The organism is Bacillus sp. Marseille-P3661, assembly GCF_900240995.1.
Classification (GTDB): domain Bacteria; phylum Bacillota; class Bacilli; order Bacillales; family Bacillaceae_J; genus OESV01.
Window position 1 is genome coordinate 2,217,515 of sequence record NZ_LT965953.1, and the last position, 21,228, is coordinate 2,238,742.

At 38.4% G+C, this 21,228-nt stretch carries 17 protein-coding genes and 4 rRNA genes; 3 read left to right on the plus strand and 18 right to left on the minus strand.

What is annotated here, in order from left to right; all coding sequences use genetic code 11:
• Positions 1-7 precede the first annotated feature (7 nt).
• The 11 genes from rrf (C1724_RS10265) to C1724_RS10315 form a co-directional block, all read right to left on the minus strand.
• Positions 8-124: ribosomal RNA gene (gene rrf / locus C1724_RS10265) — 5S ribosomal RNA — on the minus strand.
• A 790-nt stretch (positions 125-914) separates the two neighbouring features.
• Positions 915-1,031: ribosomal RNA gene (rrf, locus tag C1724_RS10270) — 5S ribosomal RNA — on the minus strand.
• 64 nt (positions 1,032-1,095) lie between these two features.
• Positions 1,096-4,032 (minus strand): 23S ribosomal RNA (locus tag C1724_RS10275).
• Between the two features lie 152 nt (positions 4,033-4,184).
• Positions 4,185-5,733 (minus strand): 16S ribosomal RNA (locus tag C1724_RS10280).
• The 16S, 23S and 5S rRNA genes sit together here, the layout of an rRNA operon.
• Before the next feature lie 337 nt (positions 5,734-6,070).
• Positions 6,071-6,379, minus strand: a complete 309-nt coding sequence (locus tag C1724_RS10285; protein ID WP_102346566.1) for a DUF3892 domain-containing protein — start codon at positions 6,377-6,379, stop codon at positions 6,071-6,073.
• A 222-nt stretch (positions 6,380-6,601) separates the two neighbouring features.
• Positions 6,602-7,087, minus strand: coding sequence for a hypothetical protein (locus C1724_RS10290; protein WP_258000339.1), 486 nt, complete (start codon positions 7,085-7,087; stop codon positions 6,602-6,604).
• 230 nt (positions 7,088-7,317) lie between these two features.
• Positions 7,318-7,551 carry a DUF2249 domain-containing protein gene (locus C1724_RS10295; protein WP_102346567.1) on the minus strand — a complete coding sequence of 78 codons (234 nt, stop codon included), beginning with the start codon at positions 7,549-7,551 and terminating at the stop codon, positions 7,318-7,320.
• 136 nt (positions 7,552-7,687) lie between these two features.
• The gene (locus tag C1724_RS10300) at positions 7,688-7,834 is read right to left on the minus strand and encodes a DUF2639 domain-containing protein (protein WP_102346568.1); all 147 of its coding nucleotides are present in this window, start codon (positions 7,832-7,834) and stop codon (positions 7,688-7,690) included.
• A gap of 137 nt (positions 7,835-7,971) precedes the next feature.
• Positions 7,972-8,703: a ZIP family metal transporter gene (locus C1724_RS10305; protein ID WP_102346569.1), complete on the minus strand. Its 732-nt coding sequence runs from the start codon at positions 8,701-8,703 to the stop codon at positions 7,972-7,974.
• Between the two features lie 370 nt (positions 8,704-9,073).
• The gene (locus C1724_RS10310) at positions 9,074-9,370 is read right to left on the minus strand and encodes a hypothetical protein (protein ID WP_102346570.1); all 297 of its coding nucleotides are present in this window, start codon (positions 9,368-9,370) and stop codon (positions 9,074-9,076) included.
• Between the two features lie 100 nt (positions 9,371-9,470).
• A complete protein-coding gene (locus C1724_RS10315; protein ID WP_102346801.1) occupies positions 9,471-10,319 on the minus strand; it encodes a 5'-3' exonuclease in 849 nt (282 codons plus the stop codon).
• 247 nt (positions 10,320-10,566) lie between these two features.
• Between C1724_RS10315 and C1724_RS10320 the strand changes: the two genes are divergently transcribed.
• Complete coding sequence (locus tag C1724_RS10320; RefSeq protein ID WP_102346571.1) at positions 10,567-10,815, plus strand: DNA alkylation repair protein; 249 nt, start codon at positions 10,567-10,569, stop codon at positions 10,813-10,815.
• A 641-nt stretch (positions 10,816-11,456) separates the two neighbouring features.
• On the opposite strand, the gene larC is transcribed toward C1724_RS10320, so the two are convergent.
• From larC to larE, 3 genes are read right to left on the minus strand one after another with little or no spacing between them, the layout of a single operon-like run.
• Entirely contained in the window at positions 11,457-12,188 is a 732-nt protein-coding gene (larC, locus tag C1724_RS10325) for a nickel pincer cofactor biosynthesis protein LarC (protein ID WP_102346572.1), read from the minus strand.
• Positions 12,189-12,211: 23 nt separating this feature from the next.
• Positions 12,212-12,952, minus strand: coding sequence for a nickel pincer cofactor biosynthesis protein LarB (larB, locus tag C1724_RS10330; RefSeq protein WP_102346573.1), 741 nt, complete (start codon positions 12,950-12,952; stop codon positions 12,212-12,214).
• Positions 12,942-13,757, minus strand: coding sequence for an ATP-dependent sacrificial sulfur transferase LarE (gene larE, locus C1724_RS10335; protein WP_102346574.1), 816 nt, complete (start codon positions 13,755-13,757; stop codon positions 12,942-12,944). The genes larB and larE overlap by 11 nt, the downstream gene beginning before the upstream one ends.
• 585 nt (positions 13,758-14,342) lie before the next feature.
• On the opposite strand from larE, the gene C1724_RS10340 reads away from it, so the two are divergent.
• Together C1724_RS10340 and C1724_RS10345 are read left to right on the plus strand one after the other, a co-directional pair.
• Positions 14,343-15,389 carry a hypothetical protein gene (locus tag C1724_RS10340; protein WP_102346575.1) on the plus strand — a complete coding sequence of 349 codons (1,047 nt, stop codon included), beginning with the start codon at positions 14,343-14,345 and terminating at the stop codon, positions 15,387-15,389.
• Positions 15,390-15,505: 116 nt separating this feature from the next.
• Positions 15,506-16,369 (plus strand): dimethylarginine dimethylaminohydrolase family protein, encoded by an 864-nt coding sequence (locus C1724_RS10345; RefSeq protein ID WP_102346576.1) that lies wholly within the window; start codon positions 15,506-15,508, stop codon positions 16,367-16,369.
• 121 nt (positions 16,370-16,490) lie between these two features.
• On the opposite strand, the gene C1724_RS10350 is transcribed toward C1724_RS10345, so the two are convergent.
• The 4 genes from C1724_RS10350 to gucD all read right to left on the minus strand — a co-directional run bounded on the left by C1724_RS10350 (position 16,491) and on the right by gucD (position 21,209).
• Positions 16,491-17,600 (minus strand): branched-chain amino acid aminotransferase, encoded by a 1,110-nt coding sequence (locus C1724_RS10350; protein WP_102346577.1) that lies wholly within the window; start codon positions 17,598-17,600, stop codon positions 16,491-16,493.
• Positions 17,601-17,842: 242 nt separating this feature from the next.
• On the minus strand, positions 17,843-18,730 hold the full coding sequence (locus C1724_RS10355; RefSeq protein WP_102346578.1) for a fumarylacetoacetate hydrolase family protein: 888 nt from the start codon (positions 18,728-18,730) through the stop codon (positions 17,843-17,845).
• A 40-nt stretch (positions 18,731-18,770) separates the two neighbouring features.
• On the minus strand, positions 18,771-19,529 hold the full coding sequence (locus C1724_RS10360) for an SDR family NAD(P)-dependent oxidoreductase (protein ID WP_102346579.1): 759 nt from the start codon (positions 19,527-19,529) through the stop codon (positions 18,771-18,773).
• Positions 19,530-19,604: 75 nt separating this feature from the next.
• On the minus strand, positions 19,605-21,209 hold the full coding sequence (gene gucD / locus C1724_RS10365) for an alpha-ketoglutaric semialdehyde dehydrogenase GucD (RefSeq protein ID WP_102346580.1): 1,605 nt from the start codon (positions 21,207-21,209) through the stop codon (positions 19,605-19,607).
• Positions 21,210-21,228 lie beyond the last annotated feature (19 nt).

The following is a 21,228-nucleotide window of genomic DNA, read 5'->3' on the forward strand; positions in this document are numbered from 1 at the left end:
TCTCTTTGCTTGGCAACGTCCTACTCTCACAGGGGGACAGCCCCCAACTACCATCGGCGCTGAAGAGCTTAACTTCCGTGTTCGGAATGGGAACGGGTGTGACCTCTTCGCTATCGTCACCAAACATATTAATTTTGAGGATTGTTCCCTCAAAACTAGATAACAAGCATTCATATTCACTGGTTTATTTGGTTAATAGAGGATTTATTATCCGGTAAACTTATAATGACTGCCACTTTTTGTAAATAAGGGCTTTTTTGTCCGCTTTTGAAATGTATCCGGACATCTATACCGTTATTTGCGTTTCACAGAGGTTTTTTTGCGTTTCACGGACTTTTGCTCCGCTACTGCACGAATGAGGACGTACTTTCTTTCGTTTTTTGGTTAATAGAGGATTTATTGTCCGGTAAACTTATAATGACTGCCACTTTTGTGTAAATAAGGGCTTTTTTGTCCGCTTTTGAAATATATCCGGACATCTATACCGTTATTTGCGTTTCACAAAGGTTTTTTTGCGTTTCACGGACTTTTACTCCGCTATTGCACGAATGAGGACGTACTTTCTTTTGTTTTTTGGTTAATAGAGGATTTATTGTCCGGTAAACTTATAAAGACTGCCGTTTTTGTGCTAATAAGGGCTTTTTTGTCCGCTTTTGAAAAGGTTACAGACATTTATTCCGTTATTTGCGTTTCACGGACTTTTACTCCGCTATTGCACGAATGAGGACGTACTCTCTTTTGTTTTTTGGTTAATAGAGGATATATTGTCCGGTAAACTTATAAAGACTGCCGTTTTTATGCTAATAAGGGCTTTTTTGTCCGATATTGAAATGTATCCGGACATCTATTCCGTTATTTGCGTTTCACTTTCTGATTCACTAAAAAGAGCAGCATCTCTGCTACTCCTTGTCTTTGCTTGGCAACGTCCTACTCTCACAGGGGGGCAGCCCCCAACTACCATCGGCGCTGAAGAGCTTAACTTCCGTGTTCGGAATGGGAACGGGTGTGACCTCTTCGCTATCGTCACCAAACATATTAATTTTGAGGATTGTTCCCTCAAAACTAGATAACAAGCATTCATATTTACTGGTTTATTTGGTTAAGTCCTCGATCGATTAGTATTCGTCAGCTCCACACGTCGCCATGCTTCCACCTCGAACCTATCTACCTCATCATCTCTGAGGGATCTTACTTACTTAAAGTAATGGGAAATCTCATCTTGAGGGGGGCTTCATGCTTAGATGCTTTCAGCACTTATCCCGTCCACACATAGCTACCCAGCGATGCTCTTGGCAGAACAACTGGTACACCAGCGGTGTGTCCATCCCGGTCCTCTCGTACTAAGGACAGCTCCTCTCAAATTTCCGACGCCCACGACGGATAGGGACCGAACTGTCTCACGACGTTCTGAACCCAGCTCGCGTACCGCTTTAATGGGCGAACAGCCCAACCCTTGGGACCGACTACAGCCCCAGGATGCGATGAGCCGACATCGAGGTGCCAAACCTCCCCGTCGATGTGGACTCTTGGGGGAGATAAGCCTGTTATCCCCGGGGTAGCTTTTATCCGTTGAGCGATGGCCCTTCCATGCGGAACCACCGGATCACTAAGCCCGACTTTCGTCCCTGCTCGACTTGTAGGTCTCGCAGTCAAGCTCCCTTGTGCCTTTACACTCTACGAATGATTTCCAACCATTCTGAGGGAACCTTTGGGCGCCTCCGTTACTCTTTAGGAGGCGACCGCCCCAGTCAAACTGCCCACCTGACACTGTCTCCCGCCCCGATCAGGGGCGCGGGTTAGAATTTCAATACAGCCAGGGTAGTATCCCACCGATGCCTCCACCGAAGCTGGCGCTCCGGCTTCTCAGGCTCCTACCTATCCTGTACAAGCTGTACCAAAATTCAATATCAGGTTGCAGTAAAGCTCCACGGGGTCTTTCCGTCCTGTCGCGGGTAACCTGCATCTTCACAGGTACTATGATTTCACCGAGTCTCTCGTTGAGACAGTGCCCAAATCGTTACACCTTTCGTGCGGGTCAGAACTTACCTGACAAGGAATTTCGCTACCTTAGGACCGTTATAGTTACGGCCGCCGTTTACTGGGGCTTCGATTCAAAGCTTCTCCGAAAAGGATAACCTCTCCTCTTAACCTTCCAGCACCGGGCAGGTGTCAGCCCCTATACTTCGCCTTGCGGCTTCGCAGAGACCTGTGTTTTTGCTAAACAGTCGCTTGGGCCTATTCACTGCGGCTCTCTCGCGCTTGCACGCTATCAGAGCACCCCTTCTCCCGAAGTTACGGGGTCATTTTGCCGAGTTCCTTAACGAGAGTTCTCTCGCGCATCTTAGGATTCTCTCCTCGCCTACCTGTGTCGGTTTGCGGTACGGGCACCTTCTACCTCGCTAGAAGCTTTTCTTGGCAGTGTGGAATCAGGAACTTCGGTACTATATTTCCCTCGCCATCACAGCTCAGCTTATGTGGTAAGCGGATTTGCCTACTTACCAGCCTAACTGCTTGGACGCGCATATCCAACAGCGCGCTTACCCTATCCTCCTGCGTCCCTCCATTGCTCAAACGGTAAAGAGGTGGTACAGGAATATCAACCTGTTGGCCATCGCCTACGCCTTTCGGCCTCGGCTTAGGTCCCGACTAACCCTGAGCGGACGAGCCTTCCTCAGGAAACCTTAGGCTTTCGATGGACAAGATTCTCACTTGTCTTTTCGCTACTCACACCGGCATTCTCACTTCTAAGCGCTCCACTAGTCCTTCCGGTCTAGCTTCAAAGCCCTTAGAACGCTCCCCTACCACTGACACGTAAGTGTCAATCCACAGCTTCGGTGATACGTTTAGCCCCGTTACATTTTCGGCGCAGAGTCACTCGACCAGTGAGCTATTACGCACTCTTTAAATGGTGGCTGCTTCTAAGCCAACATCCTGGTTGTCTAAGCAACTCCACATCCTTTGCCACTTAACGTATACTTTGGGACCTTAGCTGGTGATCTGGGCTGTTTCCCTCTTGACCACGGACCTTATCACTCGTAGTCTGACTCCTAAGGATAAGTCTTTGGCATTCGGAGTTTGACTGAATTCGGTAACCCGATGGGGGCCCCTAGTCCAATCAGTGCTCTACCTCCAAGACTCTTACCTTAAGGCTAGCCCTAAAGCTATTTCGGGGAGAACCAGCTATCTCCAAGTTCGATTGGAATTTCTCCGCTACCCACACCTCATCCCCGCACTTTTCAACGTGCGTGGGTTCGGGCCTCCATCCAGTGTTACCTGGACTTCACCCTGGACATGGGTAGATCACCTGGTTTCGGGTCTACGACCACGTACTACAATCGCCCTATTCAGACTCGCTTTCGCTGCGGCTCCGTCTCTTCGACTTAACCTTGCACGGGATCGTAACTCGCCGGTTCATTCTACAAAAGGCACGCTGTCACCCATAAATGGGCTCCAACTACTTGTAGGCACACGGTTTCAGGATCTCTTTCACTCCCCTTCCGGGGTGCTTTTCACCTTTCCCTCACGGTACTGGTTCACTATCGGTCACTAGGGAGTATTTAGCCTTGGGAGATGGTCCTCCCAGCTTCCGACGGGATTTCACGTGTCCCGCCGTACTCAGGATCCACTCAAGAGAGAACGAAGTTTCAGCTACAGGGCTGTTACCTTCTTCGGCTGGTCTTTCCAAACCACTTCACCTACTTCGTTCCTTTGTAACTCCGTATAGAGTGTCCTACAACCCCAAGAGGCAAGCCTCTTGGTTTGGGCTTCTTCCGTTTCGCTCGCCGCTACTCAGGAAATCGCGTTTGCTTTCTCTTCCTCCGGGTACTTAGATGTTTCAGTTCCCCGGGTCTGCCTTCAGTACCCTATGTATTCAGGTACAGATCCTGTTCCATTACGAACAGTGGGTTTCCCCATTCGGAAATCTCCGGATCAAAGCTTACTTACAGCTCCCCGAAGCATATCGGTGTTAGTCCCGTCCTTCATCGGCTCCTAGTGCCAAGGCATTCACCGTGCGCCCTTATTCACTTAACCTAAGATGATCTTAATCATCAAGATTTTAATAAGAACTTTTCTACAGTAAATATGAATGTTATTGCTATCTAGTTTTCAAAGAACAATATAGAGAGAATGCTCTCTCAAAACTAAACAAAATGTCTAAGCGCGTCTTCGTAATTCTTCCTTAGAAAGGAGGTGATCCAGCCGCACCTTCCGATACGGCTACCTTGTTACGACTTCACCCCAATCATCTGTCCCACCTTAGGCGGCTGGCTCCAAAAGGTTACCCCACCGACTTCGGGTGTTACAAACTCTCGTGGTGTGACGGGCGGTGTGTACAAGGCCCGGGAACGTATTCACCGCGGCATGCTGATCCGCGATTACTAGCGATTCCAGCTTCATGTAGGCGAGTTGCAGCCTACAATCCGAACTGAGAATGGCTTTATGGGATTGGCTCAACCTCGCGGTCTCGCAACCCTTTGTACCATCCATTGTAGCACGTGTGTAGCCCAGGTCATAAGGGGCATGATGATTTGACGTCATCCCCACCTTCCTCCGGTTTGTCACCGGCAGTCTCCTTAGAGTGCCCAACTGAATGCTGGCAACTAAGGACAAGGGTTGCGCTCGTTGCGGGACTTAACCCAACATCTCACGACACGAGCTGACGACAACCATGCACCACCTGTCACTCTGTCCCCCGAAGGGGAACCTTCTATCTCTAGAAGTAGCAGAGGATGTCAAGACCTGGTAAGGTTCTTCGCGTTGCTTCGAATTAAACCACATGCTCCACCGCTTGTGCGGGCCCCCGTCAATTCCTTTGAGTTTCAGTCTTGCGACCGTACTCCCCAGGCGGAGTGCTTAATGCGTTAGCTGCAGCACTGAAGGGCGGAAACCCTCCAACACTTAGCACTCATCGTTTACGGCGTGGACTACCAGGGTATCTAATCCTGTTCGCTCCCCACGCTTTCGCGCCTCAGCGTCAGTTACAGACCAGAGAGTCGCCTTCGCCACTGGTGTTCCTCCACATCTCTACGCATTTCACCGCTACACGTGGAATTCCACTCTCCTCTTCTGCACTCAAGTTTCCCAGTTTCCAATGACCCTCCCCGGTTGAGCCGGGGGCTTTCACATCAGACTTAAGAAACCGCCTGCGCGCGCTTTACGCCCAATAATTCCGGACAACGCTTGCCACCTACGTATTACCGCGGCTGCTGGCACGTAGTTAGCCGTGGCTTTCTGGTTAGGTACCGTCAAGGTACCAGCAGTTAACTGGTACGTGTTCTTCCCTAACAACAGAGCTTTACGACCCGAAGGCCTTCATCGCTCACGCGGCGTTGCTCCGTCAGACTTTCGTCCATTGCGGAAGATTCCCTACTGCTGCCTCCCGTAGGAGTCTGGGCCGTGTCTCAGTCCCAGTGTGGCCGATCACCCTCTCAGGTCGGCTACGCATCGTCGCCTTGGTGAGCCGTTACCTCACCAACTAGCTAATGCGCCGCGGGCCCATCTGTAAGTGATAGCCAAAACCATCTTTTATTCTTAAACCATGTGGTTTAAGAGATTATCCGGTATTAGCTCCGGTTTCCCGAAGTTATCCCAGTCTTACAGGCAGGTTGCCCACGTGTTACTCACCCGTCCGCCGCTGAATCAGAGGAGCAAGCTCCTCGTCATCCGCTCGACTTGCATGTATTAGGCACGCCGCCAGCGTTCGTCCTGAGCCAGGATCAAACTCTCCGAAAAGGGTTTGATTGCTCAAACTTAAACTGACTTGGTTGTTGAACTTAGAGTTCAACTTGTTTTGCACGCTTGACATTTTGTTTAGTTTTCAAAGAACATCATTTTCTCATTCGCTTGTTACAGCGACAAGAGTTAGTATATCACAACAATTTCATAGAAGTCAATAAGTTTTTCAAAAAGAATTTTTAACTTTATAACTGCTGTTGAACTTGATAGATACTTATAATAACAATTGATTTCATTTTAATCTACAAGTAATAGTTTCCAAAAAGGGAATAACTCAAATATCTTCTATATATAGAATTACACCAAAAGGATCCACCCTTCGGTGTAATTCCTCTTAAAATGTAGGTAGATTATCCAGATTATTATCTTTTATACCATAAGGTTCACTTCTAATAATATCGCGGCCGTATTTATGGAAGACATCCACATGTGCTATCATACCCGTTTTAGCTTCATTCAAAGCAGTTACATAGTCTAACTCTCTTCCACTTTTCATTTTGAAGGCGATTATATCTCCATCTTCATTTTTTCGAACTGCTTCGATGGAGTCCTTTGTTGTGGATTCATTGATTTCTTCTACAGCTTGTTGTTCACTTTGATTTCTATATTCATTATATATTTCCTCAAATTTATCAGATTCCATACTTTCACCTCCAAGGCTGTATTATTATGTACAATTTATTAAATAGTATGTAATAGCCAGAGAAGTAAGTTCAATAGAATTTATGAGTGTAGGAATAAGGCTACCTTAATACATATAATGCTGAATATATACTAAAGAAAGCAGAAATAAAACGGGTTTTCATTATATTTCAATATAGTAAAACGTAAAAAGTCAATACAAAGCACCCCACCGATTTTTTCTTCATACCATCAAATGTAAAAACATAAAAAAGAAAAAGACAAACGAGATTGATGCATGGAATTTCCTTCGAAAGCCAGTTGCTTTTTTCCGTCTTAACCAACCACTAAACAGATGAACATATAAAACGGCAATAGCTACTATTCCACTTATTTTTTTAAGTGTAATCAAACCAATAGGATGGAAAACACCCATTATAAAAGCATGTATGATAATAAGTGCAACAGCTGTTATAGCGAGAGGTACATGTAATTTCATCATTTTCCGAGAAAATAATGCTAGTTTCTTTTTAACCTCTTTATTTTTCCCTTTACGTATCATTAATAATACAAAATACATATTGAAATTAACTAAAAATAAGATGACAGCTGCGATTGCTATTGTTTGTCCTGAAAGTATAATTGGCGATACATATTCTCGATTCCAATAACTCCAGACAATTACTAACAACGCAATTAATAAATTTCCTAATAACCAGCGTTTAATCATAATTTTACATCCTCAGTTTATATTTTTATATCATACTACACATTCTCAGGCTCTCTACATCCAGCAGGCAGGTCATCTATTACTACTAATTTCCCGATTTATTCTGCCCGACTGTGATTTAAATCCCCATGTGTTCCTTCTACTGTCAGTATACGATTCTGATTTGTTCCTCACCCATTACTTAACCATAAATAAAAACTATCCCCTAGTTCGAGGGATAGTTTATGATGTTATTTTTTTCCTATAGCTACACGCCATACATCTGGACCTTGTTCTAAGTATTCCCAGGTAAATTGATCGGCTCTTTCCATCATAAATTGATATTGTAAGGGACGTGGATCATGGTCATTTGAAAGTTCCATAAATTCGCCTGAATTTAATTCATCAAAAGTTTTAAAAATCATTGGGTGCTTTTCTCTTGGCGGAAAGTCTGGTGCATTTATTTTTGCTGCGAATTTTAACATTTTTTGTTCCTCCCTAATCTTGTTGTTGTTTACATCACTTATTATGGCGTATAAAGCAAATAAATGGTGTGGTCTATATCACTTAGACTAATAATAATTGTAAATAAGGGAGAATTATATATATTAGTTATTAGCTTTACTTATTCTTTTCATTTATTATGCTGAAGTAGTAGTTTGCTAAATAATGAGTTTTATAAGATTCTAGTCTTTTACCATCAATTAATCTAATATTTTGATCTTTGAGTAATTTTACATAATAGCCCTTTGATCCAAAATGAACCATGTAATCACTCCTTGCATTTCTTCTTCATTGTTTCATCCTATGTAGACTTTATCTAAAATATGAAGTAGGACCCTGAACTTTAAGAAAAAATTCATTCAAAATAGCTTATAATAAATTAAACCTTAGTTATTAAGTCTTTAATGAACTAACCTAATTACTATTACCATTACTATGATACTGAAAAATAGCATCCCTATAAACTTTAACAAAGTGACTCTTTTTTTCATTTTCCATAAAATTTCATAAAAGCCTACATATGACAATGTAACTATTGCAATGCCCATGAAAACTGAATTAAGCTGAATATTGTTGCTTATATATTCACCTAAATTATACCCCACACCTAATACTGCTGCTAATAAAAAGGAGACTAACATAAACAAAATCATTGAGTGTTTAGCTCTTAACAAAGTTAACATTAGTGTTAAACCTTCAGGTATATGATGTAAAAATATAGCCGCAAATAACAATGTACCTTCGAAAGCATTGACAGTCATACTTGTACCTACTGCCATCCCAGTGGGTATATTATGAAAAGCAATTGCCATAAATAAAAAAACAAACGTTCTTGTATTATCTCCATTTAGTTCTAGCTTTGAAAGTAACGAAGATATAAACAAATCTAAGAGTATCATTAATAATAACCCTACTAAACAACCAATTAACATTCCAATCGGACTGTAATGCTCCAAAGTATGTGGTATCAACTCAAACCCGATTATTCCAACTAACAATCCACCACAAAAAATAAATAATAGGTCTATATTTTTTTCAAATATAACTACAGCAACCTTCCCTAGTACTCCACCAGAAATTGTTGCAAAGAAAACCAGTATAATCATAATATTTGAGAGTGAAAGACTGTCCATATATGTATCATCCTTTATTATTCACATTAACATGTATATATTCGTGATACTATACTATTAAAAATAGAATCTAAACAAACTTTAACTAAAACACTTGTATCTGTATATTCTATTCACTTTTCCAGAAAACTTTTGTAAATTTTTTATGGAAAATTAAATTCCCCAACGTGCTAAGCTATAAAATACGTATTCTAACTAATTGCAGAGTTTATTTAGTAATATCGTATACCCGGGGCAACTATACTTAATAAACTGTATCATCAAATTTACCGTGTTAAGATGATGAAGCCTAAATAGAATATAAGTAGAAAAAATGTTGTAAATAATAAAAGGACTGACAAGTAATTCTCTTATGTCAGTCCTTTTATTATTATACTTGAATTTGATTACATGCACGGACAGCCTGTTCAACCGAGTTTAACGCAACTTCTCGATTTGTATGAATTTGGGTAGCAGCATTTTTGGCTTGTTCAACTGCATTTTGTGCATCTTGAATTTGCTGTAGAACATGCCCCATCTTTACTTGCTGTTGGGCAACATTTAATGCTCTTTGTAACTGTTCTTCACATTGCCTTAATAAATTTTCAGCATCATCTTTTTTGTGATATGCCTCATTTGTCATTTTTTGTGCTTGCTGTACAATGTCATGTAATGATTGTTGTTCCATAGGTAATCCTCCTCTTTCATGTTTAAACAAATAACATCTTCTATATTGGTACATAATACCCCAAATTATTCATTTAAAGAAAAAGGAGTTTTACCCACTTCTATCCTATTAATTTATCAAGGCCTTTAAATTCAAGTTCATTAAATTTCTCAATTACTTTAGTACGATTTATAGTCAAGGCAGAATCATCTATTGAACAATTTACTGGAACTTCACAATGTATTTTAGCTAACTTTCTTGATAAGTGAAGTAGTTCTAGATCTTGTTCAATTTTAGTACGTTGCCCTTTCGGTAATGCATGGATATTTTCTAAAATACCTTCGATAGATACATACTGACTTAAAAGTTTAGTTGCGGTTTTTTCTCCTATTCCACGTACCCCTGGGTAATTATCGCTAGAATCGCCCATTAAAGCTTTTAAATCTACCATTTGATTTGGTTTTATACCTTTTTTTTCATAAAATAAGTCTGCATGATATGTCTCATAATTTCCATACCCTTTTTGAAGAAGAATAACTTTTATATTCTGGTCAATAAGCTGAAGAATATCTTGATCCCCAGTTAAAATTAGAACCTCATGTTCTTCTTTAAATTTAGTAGCTAAAGTACCAATACAATCATCCGCTTCATAACCTTCTAGTCCAATGTTTGGGATATCAAATGAAGTGACAACATCCTTTACTAAATCAAATTGTGGAATAAGTTCAATTGGCGCTTCCCCACGATTCCCTTTATAATCGGGATATAAATCCGTCCGAAAAGTTTTACTCCCCATATCCCAACAGCAGATAACATGGCTAGGATTAAATTGATTAACTGCAGTTAATAAATGTTTGACAAAACCATGGATTGCATTTGTCGGTACACCTTTACTATTTATCATATAATAACCACTCATCGCAGTTGAATAAAACGCACGAAATAGCAATGCCATTCCATCAACAAGCATCACTTTATTAGATAAGTTATTCAAAGAAGTTCCTCCCTTCAATACATTTTATGATTATATCATAATTTTATGGATCTATCAGGACTAGTTAAGAACCATTATTAGAAATATGAGGTAAACATCACGGCGATTACTTTTTAGCCACTAAAATATTTTATTAAAAATCATGCCCAATAACGCTATCAATAAAATTATCCATCATAATTTCTTCCAAGTTGGTGATAGTAAAATTAGGAGGGATGAATTCATGGCAGGACCATACTGTTGTCCAAATTGTGGTACAAATCGTACTAGATTTAACATTATTGAGCAAATTCCAAAAGCAGTCAAAATGGATTCGCAATCAGGAGAAATTATTGAGGATTACTCCAATCAACAGCTTGACCCTTTCCATATTCCATATCGAGGTCCTTCTTATAAGGTCCAATGTGGAACATGTGGATTAATAGAAGATGAAATTCGCTTTGAAAATACTGCTAAAAACTCTCGACGGTAGTTAACGGGTTTACTTGTGAGGTGCAAAACGGTAAATCGCAGACCGAATCAAATAGCTAATCACATAAACTTCACAGTAAAAAGGCTTAGAGATGCAATATCTCTAAGCCCTTTTTACTTTTCATTTTTTCCCGAAACAACCCGTAAGTTGTCCAATTTCATTAGATGCCAAAGCGAGTTTGATATATAAGCGGAGAAATTTCGCTTAATTAGGAAATAGCACAGAAAATAGCTTAGATAGACGGAAAGATTCCGCCTATTTACTCGAAAAACGTAAAAATGGGTACCTTTGCTTTGCTTAATCGGAAAATCTCCGCTTATATACCCCAAACCAAGCTCTATCCTGCTGTTTAACCGAAAAATCTCCGCTTATTATTAATAACTCTGGTTACTCAATTATAATCTACATACTAAATCGCAAAATCAAGGCCCTCCAATAATTATTTCATACCCTGTGATTTACTATGTGAATTAGGAGACGATAAGTTATTAAAATTCGCCAACATGTTTATAAATCAATAAAAAACGCACTGTGAATTATAAAGTGAATTCAAGTGCGCTTTCCTATGTGTTTTACAATGTTTGGACCTCTGAAGTAAACCTGTTACAAAAATAGTTGGCGTTTTTATAGATATTCTGTTATCATGCTGTTCCGAGAATCATTCGGAGAACATTTGGATGTGTCGGAAACTCCTTACTCCCAGCACCGTACCCAATTTTTTCTGCGACCATTGAAGGAATAGGGCCAAATTCACTTACCATCCCTCTTAGAATCCCGGCACCTGTTGGTGTAGTTAGTTCCCCTTTAACATCAGTTGATTCAATTGGTATACCTGTTAGTAACTCCAGCGTAGCTGGTGCAGGGACAGGATATCGACCATGATCAATTGAAATCTTCCCATTCCCAACAACGACAGGAGATGAAACAACTTTTTCTACACCTAAAACGTCAAGTGCTATAGCCGTCCCAACAATGTCGACTATAGAATCGACTGCACCTACTTCGTGGAAATGAACTTTTTCCATCGTGGTATTATGTATTTTTGCCTCAGCAATTGCTATATGCTCGAATATCTTAATAGCATATTCCTTTGCAGTCTCTGTTATTGCAGATTGCTCAATCATATCTTTGATATGGGAATAATGACGATGATTTACCTTTTTTACGTCTTCCATTATGACAACGTCAATTTTCTTAGATGAAATACCCTTTTTAACTACCTGTGATTTCTCGATTTTGAATGTCTCAATCGGAAACGCTTGAATCTTCTTTTCAATTTCCTCTATATCAACACCTAGATCATATAAGGCAGCTAAAGTCATGTCACCGCTTATTCCGGAAATACTACAATCAATATATAAAATCTTCGACATTCTCTTTGCTTTTCTCCATTCTATTATTTTAATCGATTGATTAAGACCGCGGAGTATGCAGCCCCAAAACCATTATCTATATTCACAACAGTAATTCCGGATGAACAGGAATTAAGCATGGATAATAACGCTGAAACACCTTGAAAGTTTGTTCCATATCCAACACTAGTAGGAACGGCTATAATTGGCTGCTGAACTAATCCTCCTACAACACTTGGGAGTGCGCCCTCCATACCTGCAATTACAATTAGAACACTACATGTTTTAATCTCTTCTAATTGCGCAAATAAACGGTGGATGCCTGCTACTCCGATATCATAAAAACGTTTCACTGGATTCCCCATCAATAAGGCTGTTTGTGCGGCTTCCTCAGCAACAGGTAAATCTGATGTTCCTGCACACAAAATCCCAATCGTTCGCTCTGTAAAATAAGACTCATTTTTACGATATTGCAGCGTTCTAGAGATAGAATCATAACCTACTTCAGGTAATTGCGATTGGACGGACTTCCCTTTAGTTTCATCAATTCTAGTAGCTAATACGTTTTCGTGCTTATTGATCAGTTTCTTAAAAATGGCAATTATTTGCTCACTTGTTTTACCTTCACCATAAATAACTTCAGGAAATCCTTTACGTTCAGAACGTTGGTAATCTAATTTAGCAAACCCTAAATCTTCATACCCTTTAATTTGTTCATAGGCATCCTCTACCGAAAGCCTTCCTTCCGCTACTTGTTGCAAAAGTTGATAATAGTTAGTTTGCATTCTTATTGCCTGCCTTTAATATTTCGTTCATACTACCTGTTCGATAGCCTTGTAAATCTAACGTTACATATTGAAAGCCAACCTTTTTCAGTTCACTATGGATGTGTTCATGATGCTCTAAAATTTTAGGGAAATCCTCTGGCATAACTTCAATTCTTGCAATTTTATCATGATGACGAACCCTTACTTGATAGAACCCTAACTCTATTAATAAATTTTCCGCAATATCAAGCTGGTCAATTGCTTTTTGAGTGATTTTTGTTCCATAAGGGATTCTTGAAGATAAACAAGCAAAAGTTGGTTTATCCCATGTTTTTAAACCCATTTGTTTTGATAAGTCACGAATTTCTTGTTTTGTCATACCTGCTTCAAGCAATGGGCTCCGAACCCCCTGCTCTCTAGTTGCCTCCATGCCAGGTCGGTAATCTCCAACATCATCTTTATTAGTACCATCAAGAATATAAGGAAAATCGTATTGTTTTGCTATTTGTTTTAATTGTATATACAGCCCTTCTTTACAAAAGAAGCAGCGTTTAGGACTATTTTCAACAAAGTTAGCATTATTTAATTCACTAACACTCGTTTGAATATGCTTTACACCTAATTCTTCCGCGAGTTGTACTGCCAAATTAAATTCCCTTGTTGGAAATGTTTCCGATGCAGCTGTAACTGCGATCACTTTATCACCCAATACTTCTTTAGCCCTTGCCAATAAAAAAGTACTGTCTACTCCTCCAGAGAAAGCGATCATCACTTTACGCATTTCTTTCAATATTTCTCCCAACTTTTCATTTGCAACACTCATTGAAACTTTACACCCCTATCTAATAAAAGCCAATTTTATGTAAATTCTTCACCTTCGAGTTACAAAAACTATATAAAAATAAAATCTTTACATATGAATTTTACCAATCAAAGCTCCGTTATTCAATAAATCAACCGAGTTTCTTTATATTAATTTTGCTCTTATGCATGTTTCCACAAAAAAATGTTATATATAAATAAACATAATCACTTGTTAATATTAAAGATTTTTGGAAATAATAAACATCTCGCTTTAATATTACAGAGGGCTGAACGATGACTATTAATCATAATTGGTTAAATTTATATCTTGTTACAAACAGAAAGAAGTGTTATAGTTATTGAGCGATGAGCTGAATTGTGTAAGTCGATAAACACAACCAAATGGTTAATGCACTAATGTGGAGTGCAGTCTATCGCCACAATACGCAGGGAAGAGAATTAATTCTCTTCCCTTTTTCTATGGTTATAAAGTATTATCTTCTCTTTCACTTCACCAAAATCTCCTAAAACTGTCATTATCCAACCTCTATTAAGCTTTCTTATTCATGTTAAAATATTTATAGAAAGCGAGAGTGATGGCATAGTGAAAAGAGCATTATTATTTCTATTTTTGCTAATATGTTCGCCGATCCTATTAAGTTTTGATTCTACTGCTTATGATGATAATTATTTTGCTTATTATAAATCACCTGAAGGCATCTCTTTTTTGAGCTATACAGAAAATTGGAATGAACAGAAACTTAAAGACTTGTATAAGGAACTTATAAAAAATAAACATGGAGCTGAAATAAAATTTCTACAAGAAGTACGAGTAAAGGATGGACCATCTAAAGATAATGGCATATTAAACCCTAGCATACGTGGTCACTACAATGTCTTAACTAGTACAATTACAATATATCATGGTGATCAATTTACAAAAGCGTCCGAGTTAAGTGAAATCCTGTCACATGAATATGGTCATCATTTCTCCTATTATTATTTTAAAACACATCATTTTCCATTTTCAAAGTGGTCTTCATTGCGTGGGTTAAACAGCACTGACATTTATTGGGATGCATTTTGGAATTATTCAGCAAATAATGAGCGCCATAAGTGGTATCCACAGGAAATTATTGCAGACGACTATATTCTATTATTTAGTGCCCCAAACCCGGTAAAGTTAAAGGACGTATATAATAACGAAGCTTTTTATCTACGAACAGAACATGAAAATCAAGATATTCCAAATATTTACGAACAACTAGAACTACATCGCTATATATCTAAAGTTACAGGAATAAAAGTTGATGAAGATCGCCTTCTAGAAACGCCAACCTTGTTACCATTTACAGAAGACCAAAATAAAATACTTTACTCCATTACAAAGAAAGCAAATGTTGCTTACCGATTAACCATAAATTATGAAGATGATGGCGAGGAAAAATACATGGAGTTACTCAAAATAACTGATAAGAATAGTGGCGACACGCTCGAGTTTTTACTAAATGAAATAGCCGGTGATATAGAGCAAAACAGCTTTCGAGCCACTTTAGACGTACTTGACTTAAATACTGGAATCGGTCTTAACACAGGAGAAGAGTGCATGAAATTTACCAAAGAGAATCACCTTAAACGTTGCTCCATATAATAAAATCTTTTCCTATATGCATAATATTTATTCCAATATTTTTTAGGGAATACTAATTCATAACAACACCCATATTGGAAAAGATATTTATATGATTCAATATGGGAGGATTTAAGATGTCATTGTCCACTGAAAAAGTAAACCGTACAGTTTGTCATAGTGAATATGATGTATTACGCCAAGTTATTTTATGCGAACCAAAATATTTGACCATTCGAGATGTTATAAACGATACTCAACTGCATTTTAAAGATGAGGGTATTCATATCGAAACAGCTATGAATCAACATAAAGAATTTGTTAATACACTGAAAAAACATGGTGTTGATGTTGTCCTATTGCCTGTAACCGAAAACTATCCAGAACAGGTCTTCACTAGAGATATTGGCTTTACACTAGGACATATAATCTTTGTAGCTGAAATGGCTCACGATGTTCGTAAAGGCGAAGAAAATGTGTTGAAAGAGTGGTTAGAGACTGAGGAAATATCTTACTTTAATTTAATTGGCGACATGATTGAAGGCGGAGATGTTATGATTGATCGCAATACCATCTTTGTCGGTCTTAGTAATCGTACCAACATGGAAGCCATCAACCATCTAAAAGGAATTCTACCTGAATTTCATGTCATACCAGTTCCTTTTACCGAGAAGTACTTACACTTAGATTGTGTATTTAATATAATCTCACCAACTGAAGCGTTGATTTTTCCAAAAGCTCTAGATAAAAAAGAACATGATTTTCTCGCAGCGCGCTATGAATTAATTGAAGTCACCGAGGATGAACAATTTACGCTTGGAACTAACGTTCTTTCTATTGGAAATAAAAAAATCTTAAGCCTTCCTGTTAATATACAAGTTAATAAACAATTACGCGACCGAGGATATGATGTCATTGAGGTAGATATCACTGAAATAATAAAATCAGGTGGGTCGTTCCGCTGCTGTACACTTCCTCTCCTACGTGATACCAGGTCCTAGGGTTTAAAGAACAAGATCGCAATGGTTATCACCGCTGCCAATTAATATTTAAAACAATTCATTGTTTTCATGGAGAAATAAAGACCAATCATAACGATTGGTCTTTATTTCTTTAATAAGTTTAATTTCCAGATTGCTTGTTAGAGCCAACTAGCTCACTTTCGTTTACAACTACAGTCCAACCAAAAGGATCCTCTTTAATACCTGTTTGAATACCTGTTAAAGTGTCATAAATTTCTTTTGATAACGGACCAGTTTCGCCATTATTGATTACCAATTTCTTACCTTCCCAATTCATTTCTCCTACGGGGGAAATGACAGCAGCAGTTCCTGTTCCAAACACTTCCTCTAGCATTCCTTTTTCATATGCTTCATAAACCTCATCAATCGAGAGCTTTCTTTCAACAACAGGGACATTCCAATATTTTAAAAGTTCGATAATAGAACTTCGTGTTATACCACTTAAAATACTTCCGTTCAATTCAGGTGTTATTACTTCACCATTTATTTTAAAGAAGATATTCATACTTCCAACTTCTTCAATATATTTCTTTTCTCTGCCATCTAACCATAATACTTGAGAATAGCCTTGTTCTCCTGATTCCTCTTGTGCCTTTAAACTTGCTGCGTAATTTCCACCCGTTTTAGCAGTACCAGTTCCACCTTTAACAGTTCGAACATATTCACTTTCAACTGCAATTTTAACAGGATTAATACCTTCTTTATAATAAGCGCCAACTGGTGATAGGATAATAATAAATTGATATTGTTTAGATGGTGCTACACCTAAGTATGGTTCTGTTGCAACAACAAATGGACGAATATAAAGAGAAGTACCTGATGCTGTTGGAATCCATTCCTTTTCAATTGAAATTAATTCTTTTAAAGCTTTAATAGCAAATTCTTCATCAATATGAGGAATGCATAATCTTTCATTTGAAAGATTTAAGCGTTGGAAGTTTTTCTCTGGTCTAAATAGAAGAACCTCATCATCCTTTGTACGATAGGCTTTCAATCCTTCGAAAACAGATTGACCATAGTGAAAAATCATAGATGATGGCTCTAATGTAATTGGTTGGTAAGGTATAATACGCGCATCATGCCAACCTCTACCCTCAGTGTAATCCATAACGAACATATGATCAGTAAAGACTTTTCCAAATTCTAGCTGATCTGCAATAGGTTTTTGCTTTTTTGTTGAAGTAAGCTCTACTTTAATAGTATCGTTCATTGTTTCGTCTCCTTGCCAGTAGATAAATTTAATTTCTTTATTATACTATTTTAAAACTAAATTCCACAACATAACAACCATTTTATTATATTTCTCTAGCTAGATGTTAAGCTTACTCAGGAGCATTCCAAAGAGTATCAGATACAATGCGTCTGCATTACACCAGTAATTATAAATAAAAAAAGAGCCCCTATAAGGAGCCGCTTTATTTTTGTCTATTTTATCGCTTCAATCAATTCAAATTAATTGTTAGCCACTATTTTAGTTGTTAATGTTCCCAGATTTTCAATTTTCACAGAAACCTCGTCACCATTTTTCAACCATACTCTAGTATCTTCAGGTTCTCCCATAATTACTCCCTCCGGTGTTCCGGTTAAGATTATGTCACCTGGTAATAAAGTCATATGCTCTGAAATAAAGCTAATTATCTCTGAGCAATTAAAAATCATATCGGACGTATTGGAATTCTGTTTTTGTTCCCCATTTAAGTACAACTGAATTTTTAAATTATCAGGATCCTCAATGTTATCCTTACTAACTAAGTAGGGTCCAACCGGACAGAAACCATCAGGAGTTTTTCCAAGTAGCCACTGCGAGCTTTTAAATTGAAAATCTCTCACAGATAAGTCGTTACCATTACTATATCCATATACATACGATAATGCATCTTCCTTCGAAACGTTTCTAGCCTGTTTTCCGATAACAATGACTAACTCAGCTTCAAAATCAAATTGTGTTCCATTTGAAGGAAGTTCTACCTCTGCAAGATGTCCACTCAATGCATTAGAAAACTTACTGAAAATAACAGGTGTTTTCGGATATTCCATATTACACTCATCTGCATGGCGTTTATAATTTAAACCAACACAAATAATCTTTTGAGGTGTAGGTACTGCAGGACCAAACGTTAAAGTGCTTTCATCATAAAATAGAGCGCTATCATCTTTTGCTTTATTCAATAGATCGTTTAAAACATTGATCCCTTCCTCATTAAGTGTAAATAGATCTGATACCGAATTAACCGTTTCAATAGCAAACTTTTTAGCTGCCTTTTCCACATCTAAAATCCCTAGCTCCGTTTTGATTCCAAGCGCTAGTGAATTGTCTTTATAAAAAGTAACTGTTATCACATAATCTCCTCCTCTAGTATTGTAAATAATTATAGATTTACTAATCCATCAACTGTCCGCCGTTAACTTCAATAATTTCACCAGTTATATATTTAGCATAATCAGAAGCTAAAAATAGTGCTGCACCTATTGTTTCCTCTGGCGTTCCTTCACGTCCTAGCGGTATGCTTGTTAGTTGTTTTTCTCGAATTGGAGTTGGAGAAAAACGATCATGGAACGGAGTTGAAATCACACCTGGTGAAATAGCATTTACTAAAATATTGTACTCTACTAAGTCTTTAGCAAGACCACGGGTTAAGGTGCTTACGCCACCTTTAGATGCTGCATATGTAATTGAGCCGTAGCCGCCGCCATTGCGTGCAGCAATTGATGTTACATTAATAATTTTACCTTTTCCTTGTTCCTTCATCATTGGAAAAACTGCCTTTGTTACTAGGAATACCGATTTTAAGTTAACGTCCATTATTCGATCCCATAGTTCTTCATCAATATCCTCTAATCTAGCTCTTTTGACCATTGAACCAGCATTATTCATTAACACATCAATGCGACCAAAGTTTTCTTTAATATGTGCAACCATTGCTTCAACATCACTCTTAATCGAAACATCACCTTGAACAAGCATTGATTTTCTACCTAGCTGTTCTATTTCTTTAACTACTTCTTCGGCTTCTTTAACACTACTATTGCAATGGACGATTACATCTGCTCCATGTTTTGCAAATTCAAGTGCAGCTGCTCTACCTATCCCAGTGCTACTTCCTGTAATCCAAACGACTTGACCCTCAAAATTATACATAACCTTCACTCCTTTTGAAATTCATTTTTTAAAAAACCCCTGAAAAAACTTTTTCAGGGGTTTTAGCTTTCGACCTTAGCCTTTTACAAAAACAGTTTTAATAGCTGTAAAGAATTCAATCGCAGCTGTACCTTGCTCACGAGAGTGAGAGCTTGAATTTTTCATACCGCCGAATGGAGCTTGTAATTCAACACCAGCACTTTCAGCATTAATACGAACAAGACCTGCATCCATTTCATTAATAAATGAAAGCATTTTGCTAATATTTGTTGTGAAAATTGATGCGCTTAATCCAAATTCTGAATCATTTGCAACTTCTAAAGCTTCTTCTAGTGTCTCAACTTTCATTAATGCAAGAACTGGACCAAAGATTTCTTCACGAGCGATTGTCATATCGCGAGTTACATTATCAAATACAGTTGGTTGAACATAGAAACCATTTTCTAGGCCATTTTCAACAACTCTGCTACCTCCAGCTAATAGAGTAGCTCCTTCTTCTTTACCTTTTTCAATATAATGAAGAACAGTATTCAATTGGCTTTCACTTGCACAAGGTCCCATCCAAGTTTCCTCGCGAAGACCGTCACCAACTTTTAATTCTTTAACTTTTGCAACTAATTTTTCTTTAAATGCTTCATAAACTTCGCTTTGTACAATTACACGGCTCGTACAAGTACATTTTTGACCTGTTGAACGTAGACCACCGCTGATTGTTGCCTCTACTGCTAAATCTAAATCTGCATCATTAGCAACGATAACTGGGTTTTTACCGCCCATTTCTAATTGGTATTTAGCGCCACGAGCTAAAGCACCTGCTCCTACAGCTTTACCAACTTGGTCTGAACCAGTGAATGTAATTCCATTAATATCTTTGTGATCAATAATACCTTGTCCGATTACAGAACCAGATCCAGTTACTAAGTTTAAAACACCTGCAGGTAATCCAGCTTCAGCAAAGCATTCAACAACCTTTGCAGCTGTTACTGCTGTTTCACCAGCTGGTTTAAGCACAACCGTGTTACCATAAACCAAAGCAGGCGCTATTTTCCAAATCGGAATCGCTACTGGGAAGTTCCAAGGTGTAATCACACCTACAACACCTAATGGTTTACGTGTTGTAAACATTAATGCTTCACTATCAGTTGATGGGATTACATCCCCAACTTTTCTCAAGCCTTCTCCTGCATAATAGCGTAGAATTGCGATACCACGAGCTGTTTCACCTTTTGCTTCTGGGAATGTTTTTCCCATTTCTTTTGTCATTGTTGCAGCGATTTCATCGATATTTTTTTCGATAACATTAGCAATTTTATAAAGAAAATCGCCTCTTGCTGAACCTGATAATTTTCTCCATGCAACTTGAGCAGTTTTTGCAGCTGCAACTGCTTTATCTAAATCTTCTTTTGTTGACTTTTGAACATATCCAACGATTTCATTTTTATTAGCAGGATTAATGCTAGCTGTCACTTCTTCTGATGTTCCTGCTACCCATTCACCATTAATGTAGTTCAANGCTGCAACTGCTTTATCTAAATCTTCTTTTGTTGACTTTTGAACATATCCAACGATTTCATTTTTATTAGCAGGATTAATGCTAGCTGTCACTTCTTCTGATGTTCCTGCTACCCATTCACCATTAATGTAGTTCAAATATGTTTTTACATCTGTTTGTACAGTCATAATTTTACTACCACCTTAT